Source organism: Sedimenticola selenatireducens, from assembly GCF_963675335.2.
Lineage (GTDB): Bacteria > Pseudomonadota > Gammaproteobacteria > Chromatiales > Chromatiaceae > Sedimenticola > Sedimenticola selenatireducens.
In genome coordinates this window covers 1325959-1346237 of sequence record NZ_CAXXYC010000004.1, presented here as the reverse complement: position 1 = coordinate 1346237, position 20279 = coordinate 1325959, and the positions used below count along the sequence as shown (strand labels likewise).

The 20279-nt window shown below is 59.2% G+C and carries 18 protein-coding genes; 10 read left to right on the top strand and 8 right to left on the bottom strand.

Going from position 1 to position 20279, the window contains the following annotated elements; all coding sequences use genetic code 11:
* Positions 1-30: 30 nt before the first annotated feature.
* Entirely contained in the window at positions 31-1389 is a 1359-nt protein-coding gene (gene dnaA, locus ACHZBF_RS17420; RefSeq protein ID WP_321529130.1) for a chromosomal replication initiator protein DnaA, read from the bottom strand.
* 529 nt (positions 1390-1918) lie between these two features.
* Here dnaA and rpmH point away from each other — a divergent pair.
* The 4 genes from rpmH to mnmE all read left to right on the top strand — a co-directional run bounded on the left by rpmH (position 1919) and on the right by mnmE (position 5599).
* The gene (gene rpmH / locus ACHZBF_RS17415; RefSeq protein ID WP_084609721.1) at positions 1919-2053 is read left to right on the top strand and encodes a 50S ribosomal protein L34; all 135 of its coding nucleotides are present in this window, start codon (positions 1919-1921) and stop codon (positions 2051-2053) included.
* A gap of 14 nt (positions 2054-2067) precedes the next feature.
* Positions 2068-2439 carry a ribonuclease P protein component gene (rnpA, locus tag ACHZBF_RS17410; protein WP_273440379.1) on the top strand — a complete coding sequence of 124 codons (372 nt, stop codon included), beginning with the start codon at positions 2068-2070 and terminating at the stop codon, positions 2437-2439.
* Between the two features lie 96 nt (positions 2440-2535).
* Positions 2536-4239 carry a membrane protein insertase YidC gene (yidC, locus tag ACHZBF_RS17405; protein ID WP_321529129.1) on the top strand — a complete coding sequence of 568 codons (1704 nt, stop codon included), beginning with the start codon at positions 2536-2538 and terminating at the stop codon, positions 4237-4239.
* A complete protein-coding gene (mnmE, locus tag ACHZBF_RS17400) occupies positions 4220-5599 on the top strand; it encodes a tRNA uridine-5-carboxymethylaminomethyl(34) synthesis GTPase MnmE (protein ID WP_335342985.1) in 1380 nt (459 codons plus the stop codon). Before yidC ends, mnmE begins: the two co-directional genes overlap by 20 nt.
* A 237-nt stretch (positions 5600-5836) precedes the next feature.
* Here the strand turns inward: mnmE and ACHZBF_RS17395 are convergent, their stop codons facing one another.
* Together ACHZBF_RS17395 and ACHZBF_RS17390 are read right to left on the bottom strand one after the other, a co-directional pair.
* On the bottom strand, positions 5837-8665 hold the full coding sequence (locus tag ACHZBF_RS17395; RefSeq protein ID WP_321529128.1) for an EAL domain-containing protein: 2829 nt from the start codon (positions 8663-8665) through the stop codon (positions 5837-5839).
* Positions 8662-8916, bottom strand: a complete 255-nt coding sequence (locus ACHZBF_RS17390) for a hypothetical protein (RefSeq protein ID WP_273440375.1) — start codon at positions 8914-8916, stop codon at positions 8662-8664. The genes ACHZBF_RS17395 and ACHZBF_RS17390 overlap by 4 nt, the downstream gene beginning before the upstream one ends.
* A 253-nt stretch (positions 8917-9169) precedes the next feature.
* Between ACHZBF_RS17390 and ACHZBF_RS17385 the strand changes: the two genes are divergently transcribed.
* Positions 9170-9739, top strand: a complete 570-nt coding sequence (locus ACHZBF_RS17385) for a nuclease-related domain-containing protein (protein ID WP_321529127.1) — start codon at positions 9170-9172, stop codon at positions 9737-9739.
* Here ACHZBF_RS17385 and ACHZBF_RS17380 read toward each other — a convergent pair.
* On the bottom strand, positions 9726-10580 hold the full coding sequence (locus ACHZBF_RS17380) for a paraquat-inducible protein A (RefSeq protein ID WP_273440371.1): 855 nt from the start codon (positions 10578-10580) through the stop codon (positions 9726-9728). The two genes, ACHZBF_RS17385 and ACHZBF_RS17380, sit on opposite strands and share 14 nt — an antisense overlap.
* A gap of 159 nt (positions 10581-10739) precedes the next feature.
* On the opposite strand from ACHZBF_RS17380, the gene ACHZBF_RS17375 reads away from it, so the two are divergent.
* From ACHZBF_RS17375 to rbr, 3 genes are read left to right on the top strand one after another with little or no spacing between them, the layout of a single operon-like run.
* Complete coding sequence (locus tag ACHZBF_RS17375) at positions 10740-11849, top strand: NAD(P)-binding domain-containing protein (RefSeq protein ID WP_321529126.1); 1110 nt, start codon at positions 10740-10742, stop codon at positions 11847-11849.
* 11 nt (positions 11850-11860) lie between these two features.
* Positions 11861-12760 (top strand): DMT family transporter, encoded by a 900-nt coding sequence (locus ACHZBF_RS17370; protein WP_321529125.1) that lies wholly within the window; start codon positions 11861-11863, stop codon positions 12758-12760.
* 46 nt (positions 12761-12806) lie between these two features.
* Entirely contained in the window at positions 12807-13385 is a 579-nt protein-coding gene (gene rbr / locus ACHZBF_RS17365) for a rubrerythrin (protein ID WP_321529124.1), read from the top strand.
* Positions 13386-13451: 66 nt separating this feature from the next.
* Here the strand turns inward: rbr and ACHZBF_RS17360 are convergent, their stop codons facing one another.
* From ACHZBF_RS17360 to ACHZBF_RS17345, 4 genes are read right to left on the bottom strand one after another with little or no spacing between them, the layout of a single operon-like run.
* On the bottom strand, positions 13452-15020 hold the full coding sequence (locus tag ACHZBF_RS17360; RefSeq protein WP_321529398.1) for a transglutaminase TgpA family protein: 1569 nt from the start codon (positions 15018-15020) through the stop codon (positions 13452-13454).
* Complete coding sequence (locus ACHZBF_RS17355; RefSeq protein WP_321529123.1) at positions 14965-15423, bottom strand: TgpA N-terminal domain-containing protein; 459 nt, start codon at positions 15421-15423, stop codon at positions 14965-14967. Before ACHZBF_RS17355 ends, ACHZBF_RS17360 begins: the two co-directional genes overlap by 56 nt.
* Positions 15420-16367, bottom strand: a complete 948-nt coding sequence (locus ACHZBF_RS17350) for a DUF58 domain-containing protein (protein WP_321529122.1) — start codon at positions 16365-16367, stop codon at positions 15420-15422. Before ACHZBF_RS17350 ends, ACHZBF_RS17355 begins: the two co-directional genes overlap by 4 nt.
* Positions 16364-17281: an AAA family ATPase gene (locus ACHZBF_RS17345; RefSeq protein WP_321529121.1), complete on the bottom strand. Its 918-nt coding sequence runs from the start codon at positions 17279-17281 to the stop codon at positions 16364-16366. Before ACHZBF_RS17345 ends, ACHZBF_RS17350 begins: the two co-directional genes overlap by 4 nt.
* 528 nt (positions 17282-17809) lie before the next feature.
* Here ACHZBF_RS17345 and ACHZBF_RS17340 point away from each other — a divergent pair.
* Together ACHZBF_RS17340 and ACHZBF_RS17335 are read left to right on the top strand one after the other, a co-directional pair.
* Complete coding sequence (locus ACHZBF_RS17340) at positions 17810-19831, top strand: sodium-translocating pyrophosphatase (protein ID WP_273440356.1); 2022 nt, start codon at positions 17810-17812, stop codon at positions 19829-19831.
* A 64-nt stretch (positions 19832-19895) separates the two neighbouring features.
* Positions 19896-20123 (top strand): hypothetical protein, encoded by a 228-nt coding sequence (locus ACHZBF_RS17335; RefSeq protein WP_029132198.1) that lies wholly within the window; start codon positions 19896-19898, stop codon positions 20121-20123.
* The last annotated feature ends 156 nt before the right edge of the window (positions 20124-20279 follow it).

The window sequence follows — 20279 nt, the reverse complement described above, 5'->3', positions numbered from 1 at the left end:
TGTTGCAAAAACATCAACAGTTTATCCACATTAACTGGTGAGAGTTCTTAACAGGTTTCCATAATCCTCTTCAACCCGATTGTCGCCTTCCTTCAGCTCGGCTATCTTGCGCGTGGCATAGAGTACGGTCGTATGGTCGCGTCCACCAAAAGCCTCGCCTATTTCCGGCAGGCTATGATTGGTCAGCTCTTTTGCCAACGTCATGGCTATCTGGCGCGGTCGGGCGATGGTGCGGCTCCGCTTGGAAGATAACAATTCGGACGTCCTGATCTTGTAATACTCTGCGACGGTCTTCTGGATATTCTCGATCGTAACCTGTTTATCCTGCGCGGCCAGCATGTCACGCAGGGCGTCCTTGGCAAATTCCGGCGTGATATCCCGGCCGGTAAATTCTGCGTTGGCAATAATTCGACGCAGGGCGCCCTCCAATTCCCGGATATTGGAGCGCACCCTTTTTCCGATGAAAAAGGCCACTTCATTGGGCAGATCCACGCCAAACAGCTGGTCTGCCTTGCTTTTCAGAATGGCGACGCGCGTCTCAAGGTCAGGAGGTTCGATAGCGACCGTCAGTCCCCAGCCGAATCGGGATTTGAGTCGTTCTTCAAGGCCGGATACCTCCTTGGGGAACCGGTCACTGGAGAGAATAATCTGTTGCTGGGATTCAAACAGTGCATTGAAGGTGTGGAAGAACTCCTCCTGCGACCGCTCCTTGCCGGCAAAAAACTGGACATCGTCTATCAGCAGTGCGTTTACGCTGCGAAATCGGCGCTTGAATTCATCGATGGTGTTGTGCTGAAGCGCCTTCACCATCTGTGCGACAAAACCTTCGGAATGTACATAGACGACCCGTGCATGGGGATTGGTTTTAACAATCATGTTGCCGACAGCATGCATCAGGTGGGTCTTACCCAGCCCTACACCACCGTAGATGAACAGCGGATTGTAGGCGGTACCGGGATTCTCGCCGATCTGAATCGAGGCCGCTCTGGCCAATTGATTTGATTTCCCCTGGACAAAGGTATCAAAAACAAAGTTGGGATTGAGATTGCTTGGCATCGGTGCGTCCTCGCTCTGACGCACACCCGGTCGCGGATTCTGCCGATGATTTGGCGCTGAATCCTGGCTGGTATCCACGCTGGTTTGTGTATTGCCCTTGCTACCGATTTCCAGAGAAATAGCGGGTGCGTTGGTCCCCGCGATACTGTGCAGATACTCGGTAATCTCGTTGAGATAGTGGTTCTGTACCCAGTTCAGGACAAACTGGTTGGGCGCCAGCAAGCGAATGCTGTGTGCATCCTCGATAGACTGCAGTGGGCGAATCCAGGTATTGAATTGCTGTTGTGGCAGATCATGCTCGAGGCGATCAGTGCACTTGCTCCAAAAATTCACGCTTTATCCACTCTTTTTTTGAAAATGAGAAAGGATTTTCTCTTTTCGTGGTGATGCGGGGACCCCCGGCGACAATCGCTGCCGGTCCACTTTGCTGCATGCCATAAATCCATATGCCACAGCGACCCGGCCATGATCCTTGGGATCAGGGTGAAGTGATCTGAACTGCGGAGGCAAAAGTTTACTCCGCTTTTTATGGCTTATCCATAGCTATTGCCCAGGGATAAAATGTATTGTCCATATCAGGTCGGTATGGTCAGAGCAGGGGCTAAAAAACTGTTTTTTATAAAGATTTGGTTTATCTTCAGCAGATTGGACAACTCCTGATGACAATCGTCAGCCGATTTTCAGGTCCCTACATTCGCGAGTCCATAGTTTCTGAGAAATCAGCGGGTTAGCCGAAAATGCTGGGGCGCATTATTGTTGACATTTGCTATCATCGCATCGTACTATACGCGCCCTTTTTTAGGGGCTTTTTCCTGTGCTTGTTTAGATCAGGCCCTGCTTATTTAATTACCTGGTATTTGTCATGAAAAGAACTTTTCAGCCGAGCAACTTGAAGCGCGCGCGTAATCACGGATTTCGTGCGCGTATGGCTACACGCAATGGCCGCAAGATACTGAATGCGCGTCGTGCAAAGGGACGTGACCGTCTGGCACCCTGAGTTTCTGAACTGCTTTGCAAGATCGCAAGGCAAGTTTCGGTCGGGATCTGCGGCTGCTTAAACCTGCTGAATTCCAGCGGGTTTTCCAGAATTCCCGCAGATCGTCAGACCGCTGTTTTACCGTTCTATTTCTGGCTAATGGCAAGATGAATGCACGCCTGGGAACAGCGGTAGCCAAAAAAATTCTGAAGCGGGCCGTTGACAGAAATCGGGTCAAGCGACTGATCAGGGAGAGTTTCAGACTCAAGCAGCACGATTTGGCGGGTTTGGATCTGGTTGTTATGTGTGCTCGCGGAATTGACCTTTCCAATATGCATCAACTGCGTGACTCTCTCGACCGGCACTGGACAAAGGCTGTGCAGGCAATATCGGCTGTCAGGAATTGAGATCGGAAAAGACTCCGCTTAAGCATGATTTCAGTCCATAATACGGCCTTTGCCGATTGGCCGACGCAACTTCCTAATTCGAGTTTGAGATAGTCCATGGATAACCTTCGCCTGATACTGTTTTTCGCACTGGCTTTCATTTTGATGATGCTCTGGCAGGCGTGGGATAAGGATTATGGCGCCAAGCCACAGAGCACGGTGACAACGGAGACAAGTACCGGCCAGGCCGATACCACTTCCTCCGTGCCAAGTGCGGTTCCGGCGTCACCAGCCATTGGAAACAACGGGACACCCTCTTCGGTGCCGGAGATTTCCTCGACCGCGGCAGTGCCCATGTCGACAACCGACACCTCTCGTCCCGCGGTACCGACCATCACGGTCAAAACCGATCTCTATACCATGGAGATCGGCACGGTTGGCGGTAATGTGCTGAAGGTTTTTCTCAATGACTATCCGGCTTCCCTGGGAGACAAGGAGAACAGCTTCCAGCTGATGAAACCGGAGGTGCCGGAACTGTTCGTCGCCCAATCCGGCCTGATTGCCGGTGAAGGCAGCACGGCACCCAGTCATGAGACCCCTTATCAGGCCGGCAGTAACAGCTATGAACTGGCGGACGGAGCGGACCAGTTGAGTGTCGACCTCCACTGGACCAGCCCGGAAGGGGTCACGGTGACCAAGCGCTATACCTATCAGCGCGGCAGCTACCTGGTGACGGTCCAACATATTCTGCAGAACGGCTCCGGCAAGCCCTGGGTCGGCCGGGAATACCGCCAGCTGATGCGCACACCACCGGAAAACAACAGTGCCGCTTCCAAACTGCTCTATACCTATACCGGCGGCGCCATCTACAGCGAAGAGAACAAATACGAGAAGATCTCTTTTGAGGATATGGAAGAGTCCAAGCTCTCCCGTGACGTCAAAGGCGGCTGGATCGCCATGCTGCAGCACTATTTCCTCGGTGCCTGGATTCCGCCTGAAGATCAGACTGACACCTTCTACACCAATGTGCTGCCCGGCAAGCGCTATGTCCTGGGCGCCTACACACCGGCGGTAACGGTCGAACAGGGCGCCAACCACACCTTCAGCAGTGGTTTTGTCGCCAGTCCCAAACTGCAGGATGAACTGAAGGCGATCTCCAAGGGACTCGATCTGAGCGTCGATTACGGCTGGCTGACCGTCATTGCCCAGCCGATCTTCTGGCTGCTGAAGCAGATTCAGGGTGTGGTGGTCAACTGGGGCCTCTCCATTATCCTGCTGACCCTGCTGATCAAGGCGCTGTTCTACAAGCTATCCGAGGCGAGCTACAAATCCATGGCCAACATGCGTCGCATGACGCCGCGCATCCAGGCCCTGAAGGATCGCTTCGGCGAGGACAAAACCCGTCTGAACGCTGCCATGATGGAGCTGTACAAGAAAGAGAAGATCAATCCGCTGGGTGGCTGTCTGCCAATCCTGGTGCAGATCCCGGTCTTCATCTCCCTCTACTGGGTATTGCTGGAGAGCGTGGAACTGCGCCAGGCGCCGTTCATCTTCTGGATACAGGATCTCTCCATCAAGGACCCCTACTTCGTATTGCCACTGATCATGGGTGTCTCCATGTTCATCCAGCAGAAGCTGAATCCGGCACCACCCGATCCCATGCAGGCCAAAATCATGATGGCGCTGCCGGTAGTGTTTACCGTCTTTTTCGCCTTCTTCCCGGCAGGTCTGGTGCTCTACTGGGTGACCAACAACGTGCTGTCGATTGCGCAGCAATGGTACATCACCCGCCAGATTGAGAATGCCGCCGCCAAGGCCTGATCCAACCAGTCCTGTGGATGCACAGGAGTCGATAGCCGCGGTTGCGACCCCGCCCGGTATGGGCGGGGTCGGCGTCATCCGCATTTCCGGGAAGCTGGCCACCACCGTTGCCATCAACCTCACCGGAAGCCTGCCGGAACCCCGCTTAGCCCGCTTTGCCCGTTTTCGTGATGCCGAGGGACAAGTCCTCGATGAGGGGCTGGTGCTGTTCTTTCCCGCACCCCACTCCTTTACCGGTGAAGATGTGCTGGAGCTGCAGGGCCATGGCGGCCCGGTGGTGTTGGATCTGCTGCTGCAGCGTGTCCTGGCCTGTGGCGTGCGCCTGGCCCGGCCAGGCGAGTTCAGCCAACGCGCCTTTCTCAATGGCAAGCTGGATCTGGCCCAGGCCGAGGCGATCGCCGACCTGATCGAGAGCGGCACGGCCGCCGCCGCCCGTCTGGCGGTGCGCTCCCTGGAAGGTGAGTTTTCCCGGCGTATTCATCAGTTGGTGGAGCAGTTGATTCTGCTGCGCATGTACGTGGAGGCGGCCATCGATTTTCCGGAGGAGGAGATCGATTTTCTATCCGATGGCAAGGTGGCGGGGGACTTGGCGGAGATCATCGACGCGGTCGAGGCGGTGCGCAAGAGTGCCCAGCTGGGACGGCTGATGCGCGATGGCATGACCCTGGTGATCGCCGGTCTGCCAAATGCGGGCAAATCCAGTCTGTTGAACAGTCTGGCCGGTCGCGAGTCGGCCATCGTGACCGATATCCCCGGCACCACCCGGGATCTGTTGCGGGAGCAGATACAGATCGACGGCATGCCGCTGCATCTTGTTGATACCGCCGGCCTGCGGGAGAGTAGCGACGCGGTCGAAAAGGAAGGCATACGCCGGGCCCGGGCGGAGATTGCCCGGGCGGATCGCATTCTGTGGATCTTTGATGACAAGCTGGATCCACAACACCGGGCGTTTGACTCCAGCCTGCTGCCAGGTAGCATCCCGGTCACCTTTATCCGTAACAAGATCGATCAGAGCGGGACAGCGGCGGCTGTCAGGGAAACGGCCGCCGGATTCGAGATCGCACTCTCCGCCAAGACCGGGGAAGGAATCGACCTGCTGCGGGAACACCTGAAACAGTGCATGGGTTTCAATAGCGGGCAGGAGGGTGAATTCATCGCCCGGCGCCGGCATCTGGACGCCATCCAGCGCGCGAGTGAGCACCTACTTACTGGTCGTGCCGCGCTGCAGGACCAGGGTTCCGGCGAGCTGCTGGCGGAGGATCTGCGTCAGGCCCAGCAGGCGTTGAGTGAAATCACCGGCGAGTTCACCGCCGATGATCTGCTGGGGCAGATCTTCAGCAGTTTTTGTATTGGCAAATAGAGCCTTCTTAAGGTTCTGTCGCAATTATGCGTTGGTGTTGTTTTGGCCTGGTAATTTGCCCAGTAGGAGCGGCGTCTCGCCGCGAATTCGGCCCGGGGCGGGCCGCCTACAGGTCAAAGCCCCCTGCGGCGACCAAGCGTAGCGATAGGAGTGACTTCAGCCGCGAATTTTGTGGATAAATCCGCTTCTACAAAAAGATCACTTCTTATGCAGCAGGTAACCGGGACATAGCCTTTCCTAAGCCGGCAGGTTTTTCCCGGCACCGACCCCTGTCCGCATCACTTCCCGTTGCAGGCTGGCGAGTGAGTCCAGGATACGTGTCTTAAGTTCCGTCAGGTAGCGGGCCTGTGTCTCGGCCTCCGCCAGGTGGCCTTCCGCCTTCAGCTGCAGAATCTCCTGACCGGTGCGGTGGACCTCGGCATGTAACGGTTCCATCTCCTGGAATGTGGTGAGATGGCCATAACGCCGCCGGCCATGATTTTCATACCAGTGGCCCAGCCGGCAGGCGCGGTGATTGGTCAGCTCCTGTTGGGTAATCGACAGCCGGCCACCATCAAGGGTGTTGAGCACGCTTTTTATCCAGCGCTGATGGTCGTATTGTGCCACCAGTAGCGGGAAGTCACTCATTTCCCACTGCGTATTGGCCCAGAGCGCCCAGCTCGGATCCGGTTGCCAGGTCGCGGCCCAACCGGCAACTTCGTCTGCCGGCATGGGGCGGGCGATGCCGTAACCTTGGGCGATATGACAGCCCAGACGCAGCAGCAATACCCCCTGTTCGGCTACCTCGACCCCCTCCGCCACAACATCGCGCCCGAACAGTGTCGAGAGCGTGATCACCGCCTCCACCACGGCCAGATCGCCGGGGTCGTCCAGCACGTCGCGCACAAAACTCTGGTCGATCTTGAGCACATCCACCGGCAGACGCTTTAGATATGAAAGAGACGCATACCCCACGCCGAAGTCATCCAGAGCCAGGCGGATGCCCAATTCATGGCAGGCGGCAATGACCCTGGCGGCGTGGTGCAGGTCGGCGATGGCGGCTGACTCCACGATTTCCAGTTCCAGGCATTGGGGCGGGACGTCCGGGTGACGGGCGATGGCGTCCTTGAGGTCATCAAGGAAATGGGGGGCGGTAAAATGTTGGGGCGCAATGTTTACCGCCACCGACCAGTCGTTGAGGCCTGCCCGGCGCCACTCGGCGACCCTGCCGAGAGCCGTGTCCAGGACAAAGCGTCCCAGCTTGCTACCCAGTTCGTTGTCCTCCATGTGATGCAGGAATTCCCCCGGAGGCACAATGCCGCGTTGCGGATGGCGCCAGCGTGCCAGCGCCTCGAATCCCGTCACCCTGCCTTGGCGCATATCCACCTTGGGCTGGTAGAACAGCTCGAATTCCCCCGCCGCCAGCGCCAGCCGTATCTCTTTGGTCTGCTCCTGGCGTGCCTGACGTTTCTGATCGTGCTGGGCATCGAACAGCTGGTAACGGTTACGGCCCGAATGTTTGGCGGTGTACATCGCCTCGTCGGCATGGCGCAACAGGGTGTCAGGGTCGGTCTGGTCCAGCGGATAGAGGGTAAAGCCCAGACTGGCGGTTAGCTGCGCCACCTCGCCATCCAGTGTATAGGGTTCTGCCAGGCGATCGAGCAGGCGTCCAAAGATGGTTTCAGCCTCGTCCAGAGACGTGAGGTCGGACAGCACCAGGACGAACTCGTCACCGCCCAGACGTGCCAGCGTGTCGGTGGCGCGCAAGGTTTCCAGCATCCGTGCGGTAGCCAATTTCAGCAATTGGTCGCCGCAGGCGTGGCCCAGACGATCATTGACCGGCTTGAACTCATCCAGGTCCAGCAGACCCACCGCCAGGAGGAGTTGACTGCGGTCGTTGCGAGCAACCGCCTGATTCAGCCGATCAGCCAGCAATGCCCGGTTCGGCAATTTAGTGAGGGCGTCATGGGTAGCCTGCCAACCGATTTTTTTCTGCAGGGCCTTTTTTTCGCTCACATCACTGAATACCAGTACGTAGCCGATAATGTCGCCATTTTCACGAAGTATGGGTGCGGCCGAATCTTCGATTGGTGTCTCGCTGCCGTCACGGGCGATTAACCGCATATGGGTCTCCAGTGCGGTCACAGTATTCGCTTCTGCAAGCCGAAAAATCGGGTTGATAGCGGTCTCCCGGGTTCCCTCCTGGACAATGTGGAATACCTCGGTCAGTGGTTGTTGTACGGCCTCCATGACTGGCCAGCCGGTCAGTTGCTCGGCTACCGGGTTCATCTGGGTCACCAGGCCGGCGGGATCGGTTGTAATTACGCCGTCGCCGATGGACATCAGGGTGACGTGGTTTAACTCCGCCTCTTTCTGCAGTCGTCCCTGTGCCTCGGCGAGTGCCTTGAGCGTGGCTTCCACCTCATCGGCCATGGCGTTGAAGGCGCTGCCAAGTTGCTGAATTTCCCGTGCCCCGCCCACGGCAACCCGGGTATGGTGGTCTTTCAGGAAGCGGCGATAGGCGTCCACCAGCTGGGTGAGCGCAACAAGTGACGTGCGCAGCGTGAGCGCAAGGATAATAAACAGCACCATGATGACGCCACCCAGGGTCGCCACCCGGTTAAGCGCCCGCTGCCAGGTTTCGGTCTGCGGCAGGGTGGCGTCACAGTGCAGAATCAATTCGCCATAGTCCGCGCCGCCCGACTGAACCTGCTGGCGATGCTCACAGCCCTTGATGCCGGAGAGTCGAATAAACCAGGACGGTACGGTTTGGGTAGTGGGTACGGTTTTGGCAATTAGCTGTCCCCGCCCCATTCGCCACTCGGCACGGCTGAGGTAGGGGCGCAGCTGTACCTCCCGGTCCAGCTGCTCCTGGATGCTGCTGTAGTCGCTGATGTTGACGCTTTTCGTGACGATCGGGTGCAGGGTGGCTGCTGCAACCGCCAGGGTATTCTGCATGGCCTGGGTCTGGGCGACACGCTCCTCGTTCAGGAACATCCAGGTGCGTAAACTTCCGGTGCAGAGGACCACCAGGGCGATCGGCAGAAACAGTCTCCAGAACAGGGAGAGGCGTTGGTACTGGCTCATTGCGGCCTGTCCTGTTCACGCAAGAAGCGGCGGTTGGGGATATAATCGGTTTCGGTGGCAGGAACAAAGGCCAGCGGTAGCGGATTCCTTATGACCTCGTCGGTGCTGTCCAGTATGGCGGGTACCTGTTTCACCAAGGTTGCCGGGTGCGGGTTGAGGACCGCAAATTTTAGCGCATCCGACGCATGTGCCGGGTAGGCCGAAAACTGGTTGTACAGCAGGCCAAGACAGACCAGGAAGGCGCGTGGCATGGGATCTCCATCGGTTTCCATTAACTGACAAGATTCAGCTTGTCCACTACATACAATGAAGGGTAACCGCTGTGAATCCCCAAATCCATCTATCCGTTAAGAAAGGCCGGTGATGCCCGGCTATAGGTCACAAAAGTTCACAAAGGGGTTGTCCTTGTCGGCGTTGTTGGCCAAACTTCGCGGCTGACAGATCAGGCATCAGCCGGATATTGTGAGTTTACGACATTCCCTGGACAGGCTTTTATAATCAACCATGTTCTCCCTCACCCCCATGCAGTACCAATGGCTGGTGGTGGCCCTGTCGGCCATTGCCCTGCTGATACTGGTCATCGTTTTCCGGCGCCGTCTGGCCGCCTCCCTGAAGCAGCGGCAGATCGGCCAGGCCATCCGGCGCCTGGGACCCAAGGTGCATCATGACCTGATGGTACCCGACGGTATCGATGGCGTACTGGTGGCTGACTACGTGGTGTTGACCCACAAGGGAATCCTGCTGGTGACGGTCAACTGGTATGAAGGCAATATCTTTGGTGGCAAGGATACCGATCAGTGGACCCAGGTATTGCGCGGTACCTCGCACCGATTTAATAATCCGCTGCATGAGCTGCAACTGATCTGCGCCACGGTCCGATCCCTGGTGCCGAACATCCCGGTCAGCGGCATTGTCCTGTTTGCCGGCGATTGCGCTTTTCCGAAAGATAAGCCGGACGGCGCCTGCCTGGTGAATGACCTGCCGCGACGGCGGCGCAAGCAGGTGGTCCCGCCGCGTTTTGAAACCGCCTGGGAACTGCTGCTGGCCAAGGCCGGCATGCTCAGGGTGAACTGAGTGATTGATCCTGTTCCGGCAGTTGCCGGAGTTGCAGGCTGATCAGTTGTGAACCGAGCAGTGAAAGCACCACATAGAGGGCGAAGAACCAGAGGCCGGCCTGCACCTCGGCGTGGGTCAACCCGCCGGCATTACTCGAGAAGTAGGCCACCAGGATGGCCACCACAAAGACATCGGCCATGGACCATTTGCCCAGATGGTGGCTCAGGTGCAGTCCGCGCAGGGAGAGATGGTGGGTGCGGCTGAACAGGGTCAGCCAGGCGACAGCGGTCTTTAGCAACGGCAGAATCACGCTGAACAGCAGCAGCAGTAGCGCCAGCCAGAGGTTGCCATGCTCCCAGAGGCCGCTGACCGTGGTGAGTATCCCCTTGGATTGAAACTGCAGCACGGTCTCACCCAGTACCGGCAACGTCTTGCTTACCTCGACGGAGAGAATCGGTGTCGTTAGACCGACCACCAGGGAGATGACGCCCACCGTGAGCATGGCGTAACCGAGATCGCCGGCGCTGCGCCGTTGCAGCCAGGCAAGCAACAGCAACAGCCCGGAATCAATCAGAAACAGTGCCGTCAGTTGATTGACCGACTCCTTGTAGGCGGCCTGCAGCGCTTTCTGCTGATTGAGCTCCTCGAGCTGTTGGCTGTATCCGTCATAAAGGCCGAAACTCAACGCCTCCAGTAACTGCCGACCGCTGCTCTCCAGCTGACTGGTGGTCTGCAACTGCTGAATAATCGCCAGGGTTTGTTGCTCATAGGCGGTTGCCTGTTCCCAGATTTTCCAGGCACAACCCGCCAACCCGATCAGCAGCAGGCCCAGCAGCAGCCGGTTCAGTGGCTTGTTCATCAATTAACCCTGTCCGATTCCGGCCTCAAGATGCCCTACTCTATCGGGGAAACTCAGGGGATTGCAAACCGGCGAATACCCAGCCATCTGTACCGGTATAGCGGGGCCGTGATCTGGTAAGATGGGCGACGAAATCGCATACCGGCACAGGAAAACAACATGTTGAAACTTGCTTATGTAGGCGGACTGGGAATGATGGCCGGTCCGGCCGCTACTCATTTGACCGCCGATGGACCCGCCCGGGTATTGCGGGTGCAGGATCGTGGCACCCAGGGTGGCAGCCGTGACAGGTACCGGATGGACTGGCAGGCGCATGGCGCGGAATTGGTGCCGACTCTGCAACAGCTGGCGGGCAATGGCGATCTGGATGGCGTGGTGGTCTGTGCCGGCAAGAACGGTGACGATGTGGCGATCATCAGCGAGCTGACGAACCTTTTGCGCGCCGTATCGACCACCCGTCCCTTCATCCTGCATCTCTCTACCGTCAGCCCCGACTTCGCCGAGGCCGCGACCAGCTTCTGCGCCAGTCAACAGGTGGACTATGTCAACTATCCCCTGACCGGGGGACCCCTGGGGGCTCAGCTGGGTGGGTCCGATCCCAAGGGGATGCTGATCCTGGCCAGTGGCGATGCGGCGATTTATCAGCGCCTGCTGCCGCTGCTGCAGCGGCTGGGGCATCCCCGATACTTTGGCAGTTCCCCGGCGGCGGGAGCCATCACCAAGCTGGTCGGTCACCACATGGTGTTCAATGGCCTGAACGGCATTGCCACTGCTGCTGCCATCCATGCCGACTGTTTCAATCAGGGCAGGCTGGGGGGCGACGAGCAGTTCGACTATCTCGCTTTTCTCAACGGCGGTGCCGGCGGCACCCGGCAGTGGGAGCTCGGACTCAGCAAGGGCATTGCGACAGACAACTGGGAGCAGGGTTTCAGCATCCACCACGCGGTCGTCGATGCGATCTACGCCGCCCGCCTGGCGGTGGCGGCCGGACTGTCGCGGATCTCCATCCAGGCCATGACCAATACCGCCTTCACCTTCTCCTATCTGTTGAACCGCTATCCCGGGCAGACCCTGGCCACCCATGCGATGGCCAGGGAAATGATCCGTAGCGGCAGTGCGGATCTGGACCGCTTCATGACCGAGCGGGGTGCGTTCGGCGCGGATGCGGATGCAGTGATCGCCGCCTGTGTCGCCTCGCTGCCGGAGAAGATTCGCGACTCGGCTCTGCTTGAGGTAACGACCGCTCACTTCGAGTCCGGGCTGGATTGAGTTCGCCGGGCTTGTTTGAACGGCCGGCGTTGCTGCTGGTATTGACCACCCTGTTCTGGGGCGGCAATGCGGTGGTGGGCAAGTTCGCCCTCAACTACATGTCGGGGATCGAACTCTCGTTCTGGCGCTGGGTACTGGCGTTTTTGATCCTGCTGCCAATTGCCTGGCGTGCCTGCCTGCGGGATCTGGCCTATTACCGCCGGCATCTGTGGCTGTTGCTGTTGCTCGCCCTGCTCAGTGTCTCGCTCTACAACTCGCTGCAGTATGTAGCATTGCAGTTCACCACTGCCATCAATGTGGGGGTGGTGAGCGCCACCATGCCGCTGGAGGTGTTTCTGCTGACCTGGCTGTTTGGCCAGGAGCGCGCCAACTGGTTGCAGAAGCTGGGTATGCTGCTGGCTCTGGTGGGTGTCTGCTGGGTGGTCTCCCGGGGCGATCTCCAGATACTGGCAAGCTTGCAGCTGAACCCGGGTGATCTGCTGATGCTGACGGCCGTGTTCGGCTTTGCCGTCTATTCGGTGTTGATGAAAAAACTGCCGCCAGAGCTGGATAAGCTTGGTTTGCTGCTGCTGCTGATTCTGATCGGCATCTTTGGCATTCTGCCCTTCTATCTCTGGGACATCAGCGGCCGCGAGACCTTCAGCCTGAACAGCGATACGGCACTGATCCTCGGCTATGTAGCCATCTTCCCCTCCCTGCTCTCCTACTATTTCTGGAACAAGGCGGTGCTGCTCGGTGGTGCCAACCAGGCTGGACTGTTCACCAATCTGATCTCGGTATTTGCCAGCCTGCTGGCGGTAATCTTCCTCGGTGAGAAGTTCCAGTCCTACCATGTGATCGGCATGACCACCATCTTCCTCGCCATCCTGTTCGCCACCTATGTCTCCAGGTGGTATTCCCAAAGACAATGACGGTAAAATAAACATAGAAAAAATCTGGTTTCATTGGAGTCACAACATGAACAAGAGTATCCGGGGAACACAAACCGAAAAGAATCTGCTCACCGCCTTTGCCGGCGAGTCGCAGGCGCGCAACCGCTATACCTACTTTGCCGGTGCGGCACGCAAGGAGGGGCTGGTGCAGATCGCCGCCATTTTTGAAGAGACCGCCAACCAGGAGAAGGAGCACGCCAAGCGCTTTTTCAATTTTCTCGAGGGTGGCGATCTGGAGATCACCGAGACCTTCCCCGCCGGTCTGACCGGCACCACCCTGGAAAACCTGCGTCACGCCGCCGCCGGTGAAGAGCATGAGTGGACCGACATGTATCCGGCCTTTGCCAAGGTTGCCCGGGAAGAGGGTTTTAAGCAGGTGGCGGCGGCATTCGAGGCGATCAGTATTGCCGAGAAACAGCACCACAAACAGTACCAGACCCTGGCGGACAACCTGGAGGCGGGCCTGGTGTTCAAGCGCAACGGCAAGGTGGTCTGGCGCTGTCGCAACTGCGGTTATCTGCATGAGGGTGAGGCGGCCCCCAACGTCTGCCCCGCCTGCCTCCATCCCCAGGCCCATTTCGAACTGCTGGGCGAGAACTGGTAGGAGCGGTACCCAAACAGGGGGCAGGCACAGGGGCCTGCCCCCTACTACGCGTTCTGTCGCCCCGGTTCAGGCGCGGAAATTTCGCACCAGCTGGCGCAACCGGCGCTGCTGTTCCGGGTCATCTTCGGCGCCATAACGTAACGCGATGTAGAGATCGATTATGGCACTCACCGGTCGCTGCAGATCGGGTCGTTGCCGGATCACCCGCCGGGCAAAATCCTGCGGCCCCTCGTGGGCCAGGCGCGCTATCCCCTTGCGCGCCAGGCGGCGGCAGAATTTCCCATAGTCGCGCTGTACCGGGTCGGGTCTGTCCCGGTCGCGCCAGCGCATCAGCAGGATCAGTAGTGGCACCAGCGCGGCGACGGCCAACACCATGGTGAGTGCCAGCTTGAATGCCGAGAGTGAGCCGAAGCCCAGCAGTTGCAGGAGGCGCTGCTGCTGTTGACTGGAGTAGCCCAGAATCCAGCGGTGCCAGGAGGCATTGGCCGCATCCAGCCCCAGCCCGAACTGTTTTGCCAGCCTGTTCAGCAGATCGTGATCACCGGCCGAGAAGATGACCGGGCTGCCCGGCGCGGTATTCTCCTGCAGGTCGAATTCAAAGGTGCGTTCAATGCGTTCGGGGGCCACGGCGGCCGTCGGGTCGATCCGGGTCCAGCCGCTCTGCTCAAGCCACACCTCGCTCCAGGCGTGGGCATCCGACTGGCGCACAATCAGGTAATTGCCCAGGGGATTGCGCTCGCCGCCCTGGTAGCCGGTCACCACCCGGGCCGGGATACCGGCCAGTCGCATCAGCAGGGTGAAGCTGGTGGCGTAGTGCTCGCAGAAGCCACGGCGGCTGTCGAACAGAAACTGGTCGACCGGATTGGTCTCCAGCAGGGGTGGGTTGAGGGTGTAGTGGAAGGGCTCGTTGCGGAAGAATTGCAGTGCCCGGTTGACCAGCTGGCGATCGTCAGCGGATTCGGCTCGCCAACGGGACACCAGTGCCCGCATACGCGGGGTCACCGTGTCGGGCAGTTGCAACCCCAGCCGGCGCTGCCGTTCGCTTAAAGTACCGGTGTGGTACTGCAGGCGCGAGCTGGCGGTATAGCGATACCGCCGCTGGCGGATATCCTTGGCAGTGATCTGAAAGTCCGCCAGCAGGCTGGCCTCGGCGGGCAGGGATTCCGGCAGATCCAGCGCGTAGAGCCAGTCGTTGGGTGAGGGTTCCAGGGTCACCTGATAGCTGACCGGTGGGGCGTCGCTACGGTAGCTGACTAGAGCCGTCTTCGGCAGATCGGCACGGCCCCAACGCCGCCCGTCGGTATGCCAGAGTACGGGTCCGCGCCAGTAGCGCAGCGGCGGCGCTGGCATGGCCTGATCAAAATCGACCCGAAAGGCGACGGCCCGGGAGCGAATCAGCCGGCTGATGCTGCCCAGGGTGATGCTGTCGCTGAGACCGGTCTGGCCGGTGGAGTTGTCCACGCCAAGATTCCACAGCGGTCCATTGAGGCGCGGGAACAGGAAGAACAGCACCAGCATGACCGGCAGCGCCTGCGCGGTCATGCCGGCGGCCAGACGCAGTGAATGCAGCGGCCAGCCACTACGGGACTCGGCACGGCCGGCCTCGATCAACAGGCCGCTGAGCGCGATCACCATCACCACCACAATAGGCCACCTGCAACATCCCCTGATCAAACAGGAAGTGGGTGATCAGGGTGAAGTAACCGAGAAATACCACCACATAGAGATCGCGCCGTCGTCGGCACTCCATCAGCTTAAGACCCATCATCAGGGACAGCAGGGCGACCTTGGCCGGCAGGCCCATCAGCAGCGGGTAGAGTGAGAGGATCAGCACGGCACTGGCCAGGGTGATTCCAAGCAGTAGCCAGCGGCCGAGCCGCAGGCGCGGCCGATAGAGGCTGGTGACGCGCAACAGGATGACTGCCATAAATACCAGGCTGATGCGCGGGTCCAGCCGGGCAAAATGGGGTGCCACCACCAGCAGTGTGATCAGACTGAGGGGGAGCAACGACCGGTGGTTGAGGGGGGGTGGATTCATGTCTGCTCACCAAACAGGGCCAGTGCGGCGAGCGCGGCCCGGCGTTGCGCATCGCCCCGGGCCGGCTTCAACTCCAGGTTTGGCAGGCGCAGCCCGAATGCCTGATGCTGTTCGGTCGCCTCCAGCACCGCCCGACACAGGGCGCTGAGCCGGCTTTCGGTCTCCATTCCGGGGTAATGCTCCCAGTCAATCCATAGCAGATCGGCCCGATCGCCGCCGAACTGCTTGGTATGCAGCCCCTGTTCCCGGGCCTGGGCCTTCCAATCGATCTGCCGGGGCGAGTCGCCGGGCCGGTAGCTGCGCAGGCCGATGAAATCATCACTGCCGACCCCCTTGTCTCCATGCGGACTTGGCTGGTAGCTGGGCTGGCTGGTGATAGCGGTGTGCGGTCCGGGCGCGGGGTAAACCAGGACTTCACCAGCCAGTTCCAGATAACTCCAGGCATACAGCAGACCGAGTGGATAGCGGGTGCTGAGGGTACAGCGTGGCATGGGTAAACGGCCGCGCCGCTCGGCGCGAGTGGTCAGGCTAAAGGTCTGTTCGCTGTGTGGTGCAAGGTCGCCGGCGACCGGATCACCTGCTGCAAAGTTCAGCAGGACGCCCGGACGTTCAATGTCCCGGGAGTTGCTGATCTGGATCTCAAAACAGGCCTGCTGGCCCTTGAATACCGGTGCACTGTGTCCCGGGCGAAGTGTCAGCCCCAGCAGATTACGCCAGGTGTGCAACATCGCCACCAGACCGAGGCCGGCCAGCAGGAAGGTGAGCAGAAAACCGAGATTATTGGCATAGTTGATGGAACCGATCCACATCAGCAGCAGCAGCAGGGCGAAACCGAGGCCCTGACGGGTGGGAATGATGTAGATCTGTTGTGCGCCGACCGTGGCCCCGCCCCGTCCGTCGCTGCGACAGCGCCGGATAAACCGCTCCGGGATCTTCAGCCTCATGGCAGCGGCACGGATTCCAGCAGAAACTGCGCCAGCCCCTGCCCCTCGGTCACGCCGGTGTCGCTGCCCGAGTGCAGCCGATGGGCGACAGTGGCGTTGAGCACCGCCTGCACGTCTTCCGGCAGCACCTGCGCATGACCGGCCTGCAGCGCCCAGGCGCGGGCACTGTTGATCAGGGCAAGGCCGGCACGGGGTGACAGTCCGTGATGGAAGCGCGGACTGTTGCGGCTGAATTTGAGCAGGGCCTGGATGTAATCCAGCAGGGCGTCCGATACATGCACCTGGGTTACCTGATGCTGCAAGTCGCGCAGCTGTTCCAGGGTAAGGCAGGGGGTGAGCTGTTCCAGCAGATTGCGCCGGTCCTCGCCACTCAGCAGTATCCGCTCCGCCCGCTCATCCGGGTAACCGATGTGGATCCGCATCAGGAAACGGTCCAGTTGCGACTCCGGCAGCGGGAAAGTGCCGATCTGGTGGGCCGGGTTCTGGGTGGCGATGACAAAGAACGGTTGTGGCAGGCTACGGGTCATGCCGTCGCTGGTTACCTGTCGCTCCTCCATCGCTTCCAGCAATGCGCTCTGTGCCTTGGGTGTGGCCCGGTTGATCTCATCCGCCAGCAGTAACTGGGTGAACACCGGTCCCGGATGAAACTGGAATGATTCGTCGCCCCGATGGTAGACCGAGACGCCGATGATATCCGCCGGCAACAGGTCGCTGGTGAACTGGATGCGCTGATACTGCAGTCCCAGCAGCCGGGCCAGGGTGTGGGCCAGGGTGGTCTTGCCGACCCCGGGCAGATCCTCGATCAGCAGATGGCCGTTGGCCAGCAGACAGGTCAGGGCCAGCCGCAGGGTCTGCTCCTTGCCGACAATGATTTTACCCGCTTGCATCACCGCCTGATCCAGCAACTGCTTCATGTTTACTCCCGTTTTTTAATAGCTGGAAGAGTATCAGCTTTTTGTGAGGTTCCCGACAATATGATTCCCATAGCGTCGATCGGTTAGGAAAAACAGACACCCGTATCCGGTTTGGATTCGTCAAATCACTCGCAATTTTTTAGACCCGGAATAATTTGACCAGTGTAAACGGGGTTTTCACTGTCTGAAAAATACGCCATATACTGCACAGCAGCAGCGGCTGGAAGCCGCGTCTTTGCTGAATTCAGCACATCCTTATCTACTAACATGCTGCAAATGCAACATAGCTTTTTTTAATTGTTGCAAAGCGAATTCTGATTATCGCCGGTTCAGTTCCAGGACTAGGATGGGTCCGTTTGCCAGTGTCAGGTTCAGATATCTCAGAGTAAATCGAACCGTAGCTTGCGGTGACCATAATAATCAGACACTGCAGGAACCTCTGCCTGGCAAGCAGTTGCCGGGTTATATCCCTATCACCATAACTAAAATGGCCCGGCCTTAAATCAAAAACGATTTTTGGAGGTATACATGACATCGGGTCTTGTTTTTGCACTGTTATGCGCCGTCGGGGCAATCGCCTACGGCGTCTATTCCATTCGCTGGCTGTTGGCCAAGCCGGAGGGATCGGAAGAGATGCGCAGTATCAGCCTGGCGATCCAGGAGGGGGCATCGGCCTACCTCAATCGTCAGTATATGGCGATCAGCATTGTCGGGGTGATCCTGTTTGGGGTGATCTTCGTGCTGCTCAACTCCACCACCGCGGTCGGTTTTGCCATCGGCGCCATCTTCTCCGGCCTGGCCGGATATATCGGTATGCATATCTCGGTGCGGGCCAATTCACGCACCACCGAAGCGGCCAAGACCGGACTCAATGCGGCGTTGGCCGTGGCCTTCAGGGGCGGCGCCATCACCGGTCTGCTGGTGGTGGGTCTCGGCCTGCTGGCGGTGGCCGGTTTTTATGGCTGGCTGCTCAGCATGACCCCGGTGGGTGAGCCGGTAAAGCTGGCTCCGCTGATCGGTCTGGCCTTTGGTGGCTCGCTGATCTCCATCTTCGCCCGTCTGGGTGGCGGTATCTTCACCAAGGGTGCGGATGTGGGTGCCGATCTGGTGGGCAAGGTGGAAGCCGGTATCCCGGAGGATGATCCGCGCAATCCGGCGGTGATTGCCGATAACGTGGGCGACAACGTGGGTGACTGCGCCGGCATGGCGGCCGACCTGTTCGAGACCTATGCAGTGACCACCATCGCCACCATGATGCTGGGTGCGCTGATATTCGCGGACAACCCCAACGCGGCCCTGCTGCCGCTGGTACTGGGGGGGATCTCCATCATCACCTCGATCATCGGTACCTTCTTTGTCTCGGTCAAGGAAGGCGGCAAGATCATGAATGCGCTGTACCGCGCCCTGGGTGTCTCGGCTGTCCTGTCGGCCATCGCCTTCTATCCGGTGACCCAGTGGCTGATGGGCAGTGATGCCACCTATGCGGTGATGGATCTGTACAGTGCGGCCCTGATCGGACTGATCATTACCGCTGCGCTGGTAATGATCACGGACTACTACACCTCGACCGACTATCGGCCGGTGCGTCTGCTGGCGGCGGCCTCCACCACCGGTCACGGCACCAATATCATCGCCGGCCTGGCGCTCTCCATGCGCTCCACGGCGGCTCCGCTGGTGGTTATCTGTGCCGGTATCCTGGTCTCCTATTCCATGGCCGGGCTGTACGGTATCGCCATTGCCGCCACCTCCATGCTGTCAATGACCGGGATCATCGTCGCCATCGATGCCTATGGACCGATCACCGACAACGCCGGCGGTATTGCCGAGATGGCCAACCTGCCCAACGAGGTGCGCAACACCACCGATGAGCTGGATGCCGTGGGCAACACCACCAAGGCGGTGACCAAGGGCTACGCTATCGGTTCCGCGGCCCTGGCGGCCTTGGTGCTGTTTGCCGACTATACCCGGGAACTGGCCCATCATACCGGTGAGGCCCTGACCTTCGACCTCTCCAACCATCTGGTGATTGTCGGATTGTTTATCGGCGGCCTGGTGCCCTACCTGTTCGGTGCCATGGCGATGGAAGCGGTAGGCCGTGCAGCGGGTGGCATCGTGCGCGAGGTGCGGCGCCAGTTCAAGGAGATTCCCGGCATCATGGACGGCAGCGCAAAACCGGACTACTCCCGTGCCGTCGACATGCTGACCAAGTCAGCCATCAAGGAGATGGTGCTCCCTTCCCTGCTGCCGATTGCCGTGCCGCTGGCGGTGGGCCTGATGCTGGGTCCGCAAGCGCTGGGCGGAGTGTTGCTGGGTTCCATTATCACCGGCCTGTTTGTCGCCATCTCCATGACCACCGGTGGTGGCGCCTGGGATAATGCCAAGAAGTTCATTGAAGATGACAACCATGGCGGCAAGGGCTCCGAGGCGCACAAGGCATCAGTCACCGGCGATACAGTGGGTGATCCCTACAAGGACACCGCTGGTCCCGCCATCAACCCGTTGATCAAGATCATCAACATCGTGGCACTGATGATCGTACCCTTAATGTAATCGCACGCCGTGAAGTCTGGCCGGGTGTTCCCGGCCAACACTTCCCGGAACAGGAGGAAACACCATGGGCAAAGTCAGAATTCAACTGGCACCGGAGATCGAGTTCAAGATGGAGCTGGAGGTGCCGGAAGTGGAGTCAGGCACCCGCGACTATGATGTGCAGCAGCACAAGACAGAGGTGTATGCGGAGTTTGAACGGCGGCTGAAAGCCGCCTTTCCGGAAGGCTACCGGATGCATACCTTCGAATTCGGCCTGGATACAGGCTGGCATGAGGAGCTGTCCGAAAGTTGAACGGTAGCGACCTCGGCCACCTTCCGTGGCCGGGGTAGGCTACAACCATTTATCCCCTTCCCCTCCCGACACCCTGGCTGCCGGTTCCCTGCCCGGTTTGTCCCTGTCAGGCTTGCCTGGTTTCAGCCCACTGTTTGTAGCGGTACACTAGCGGAC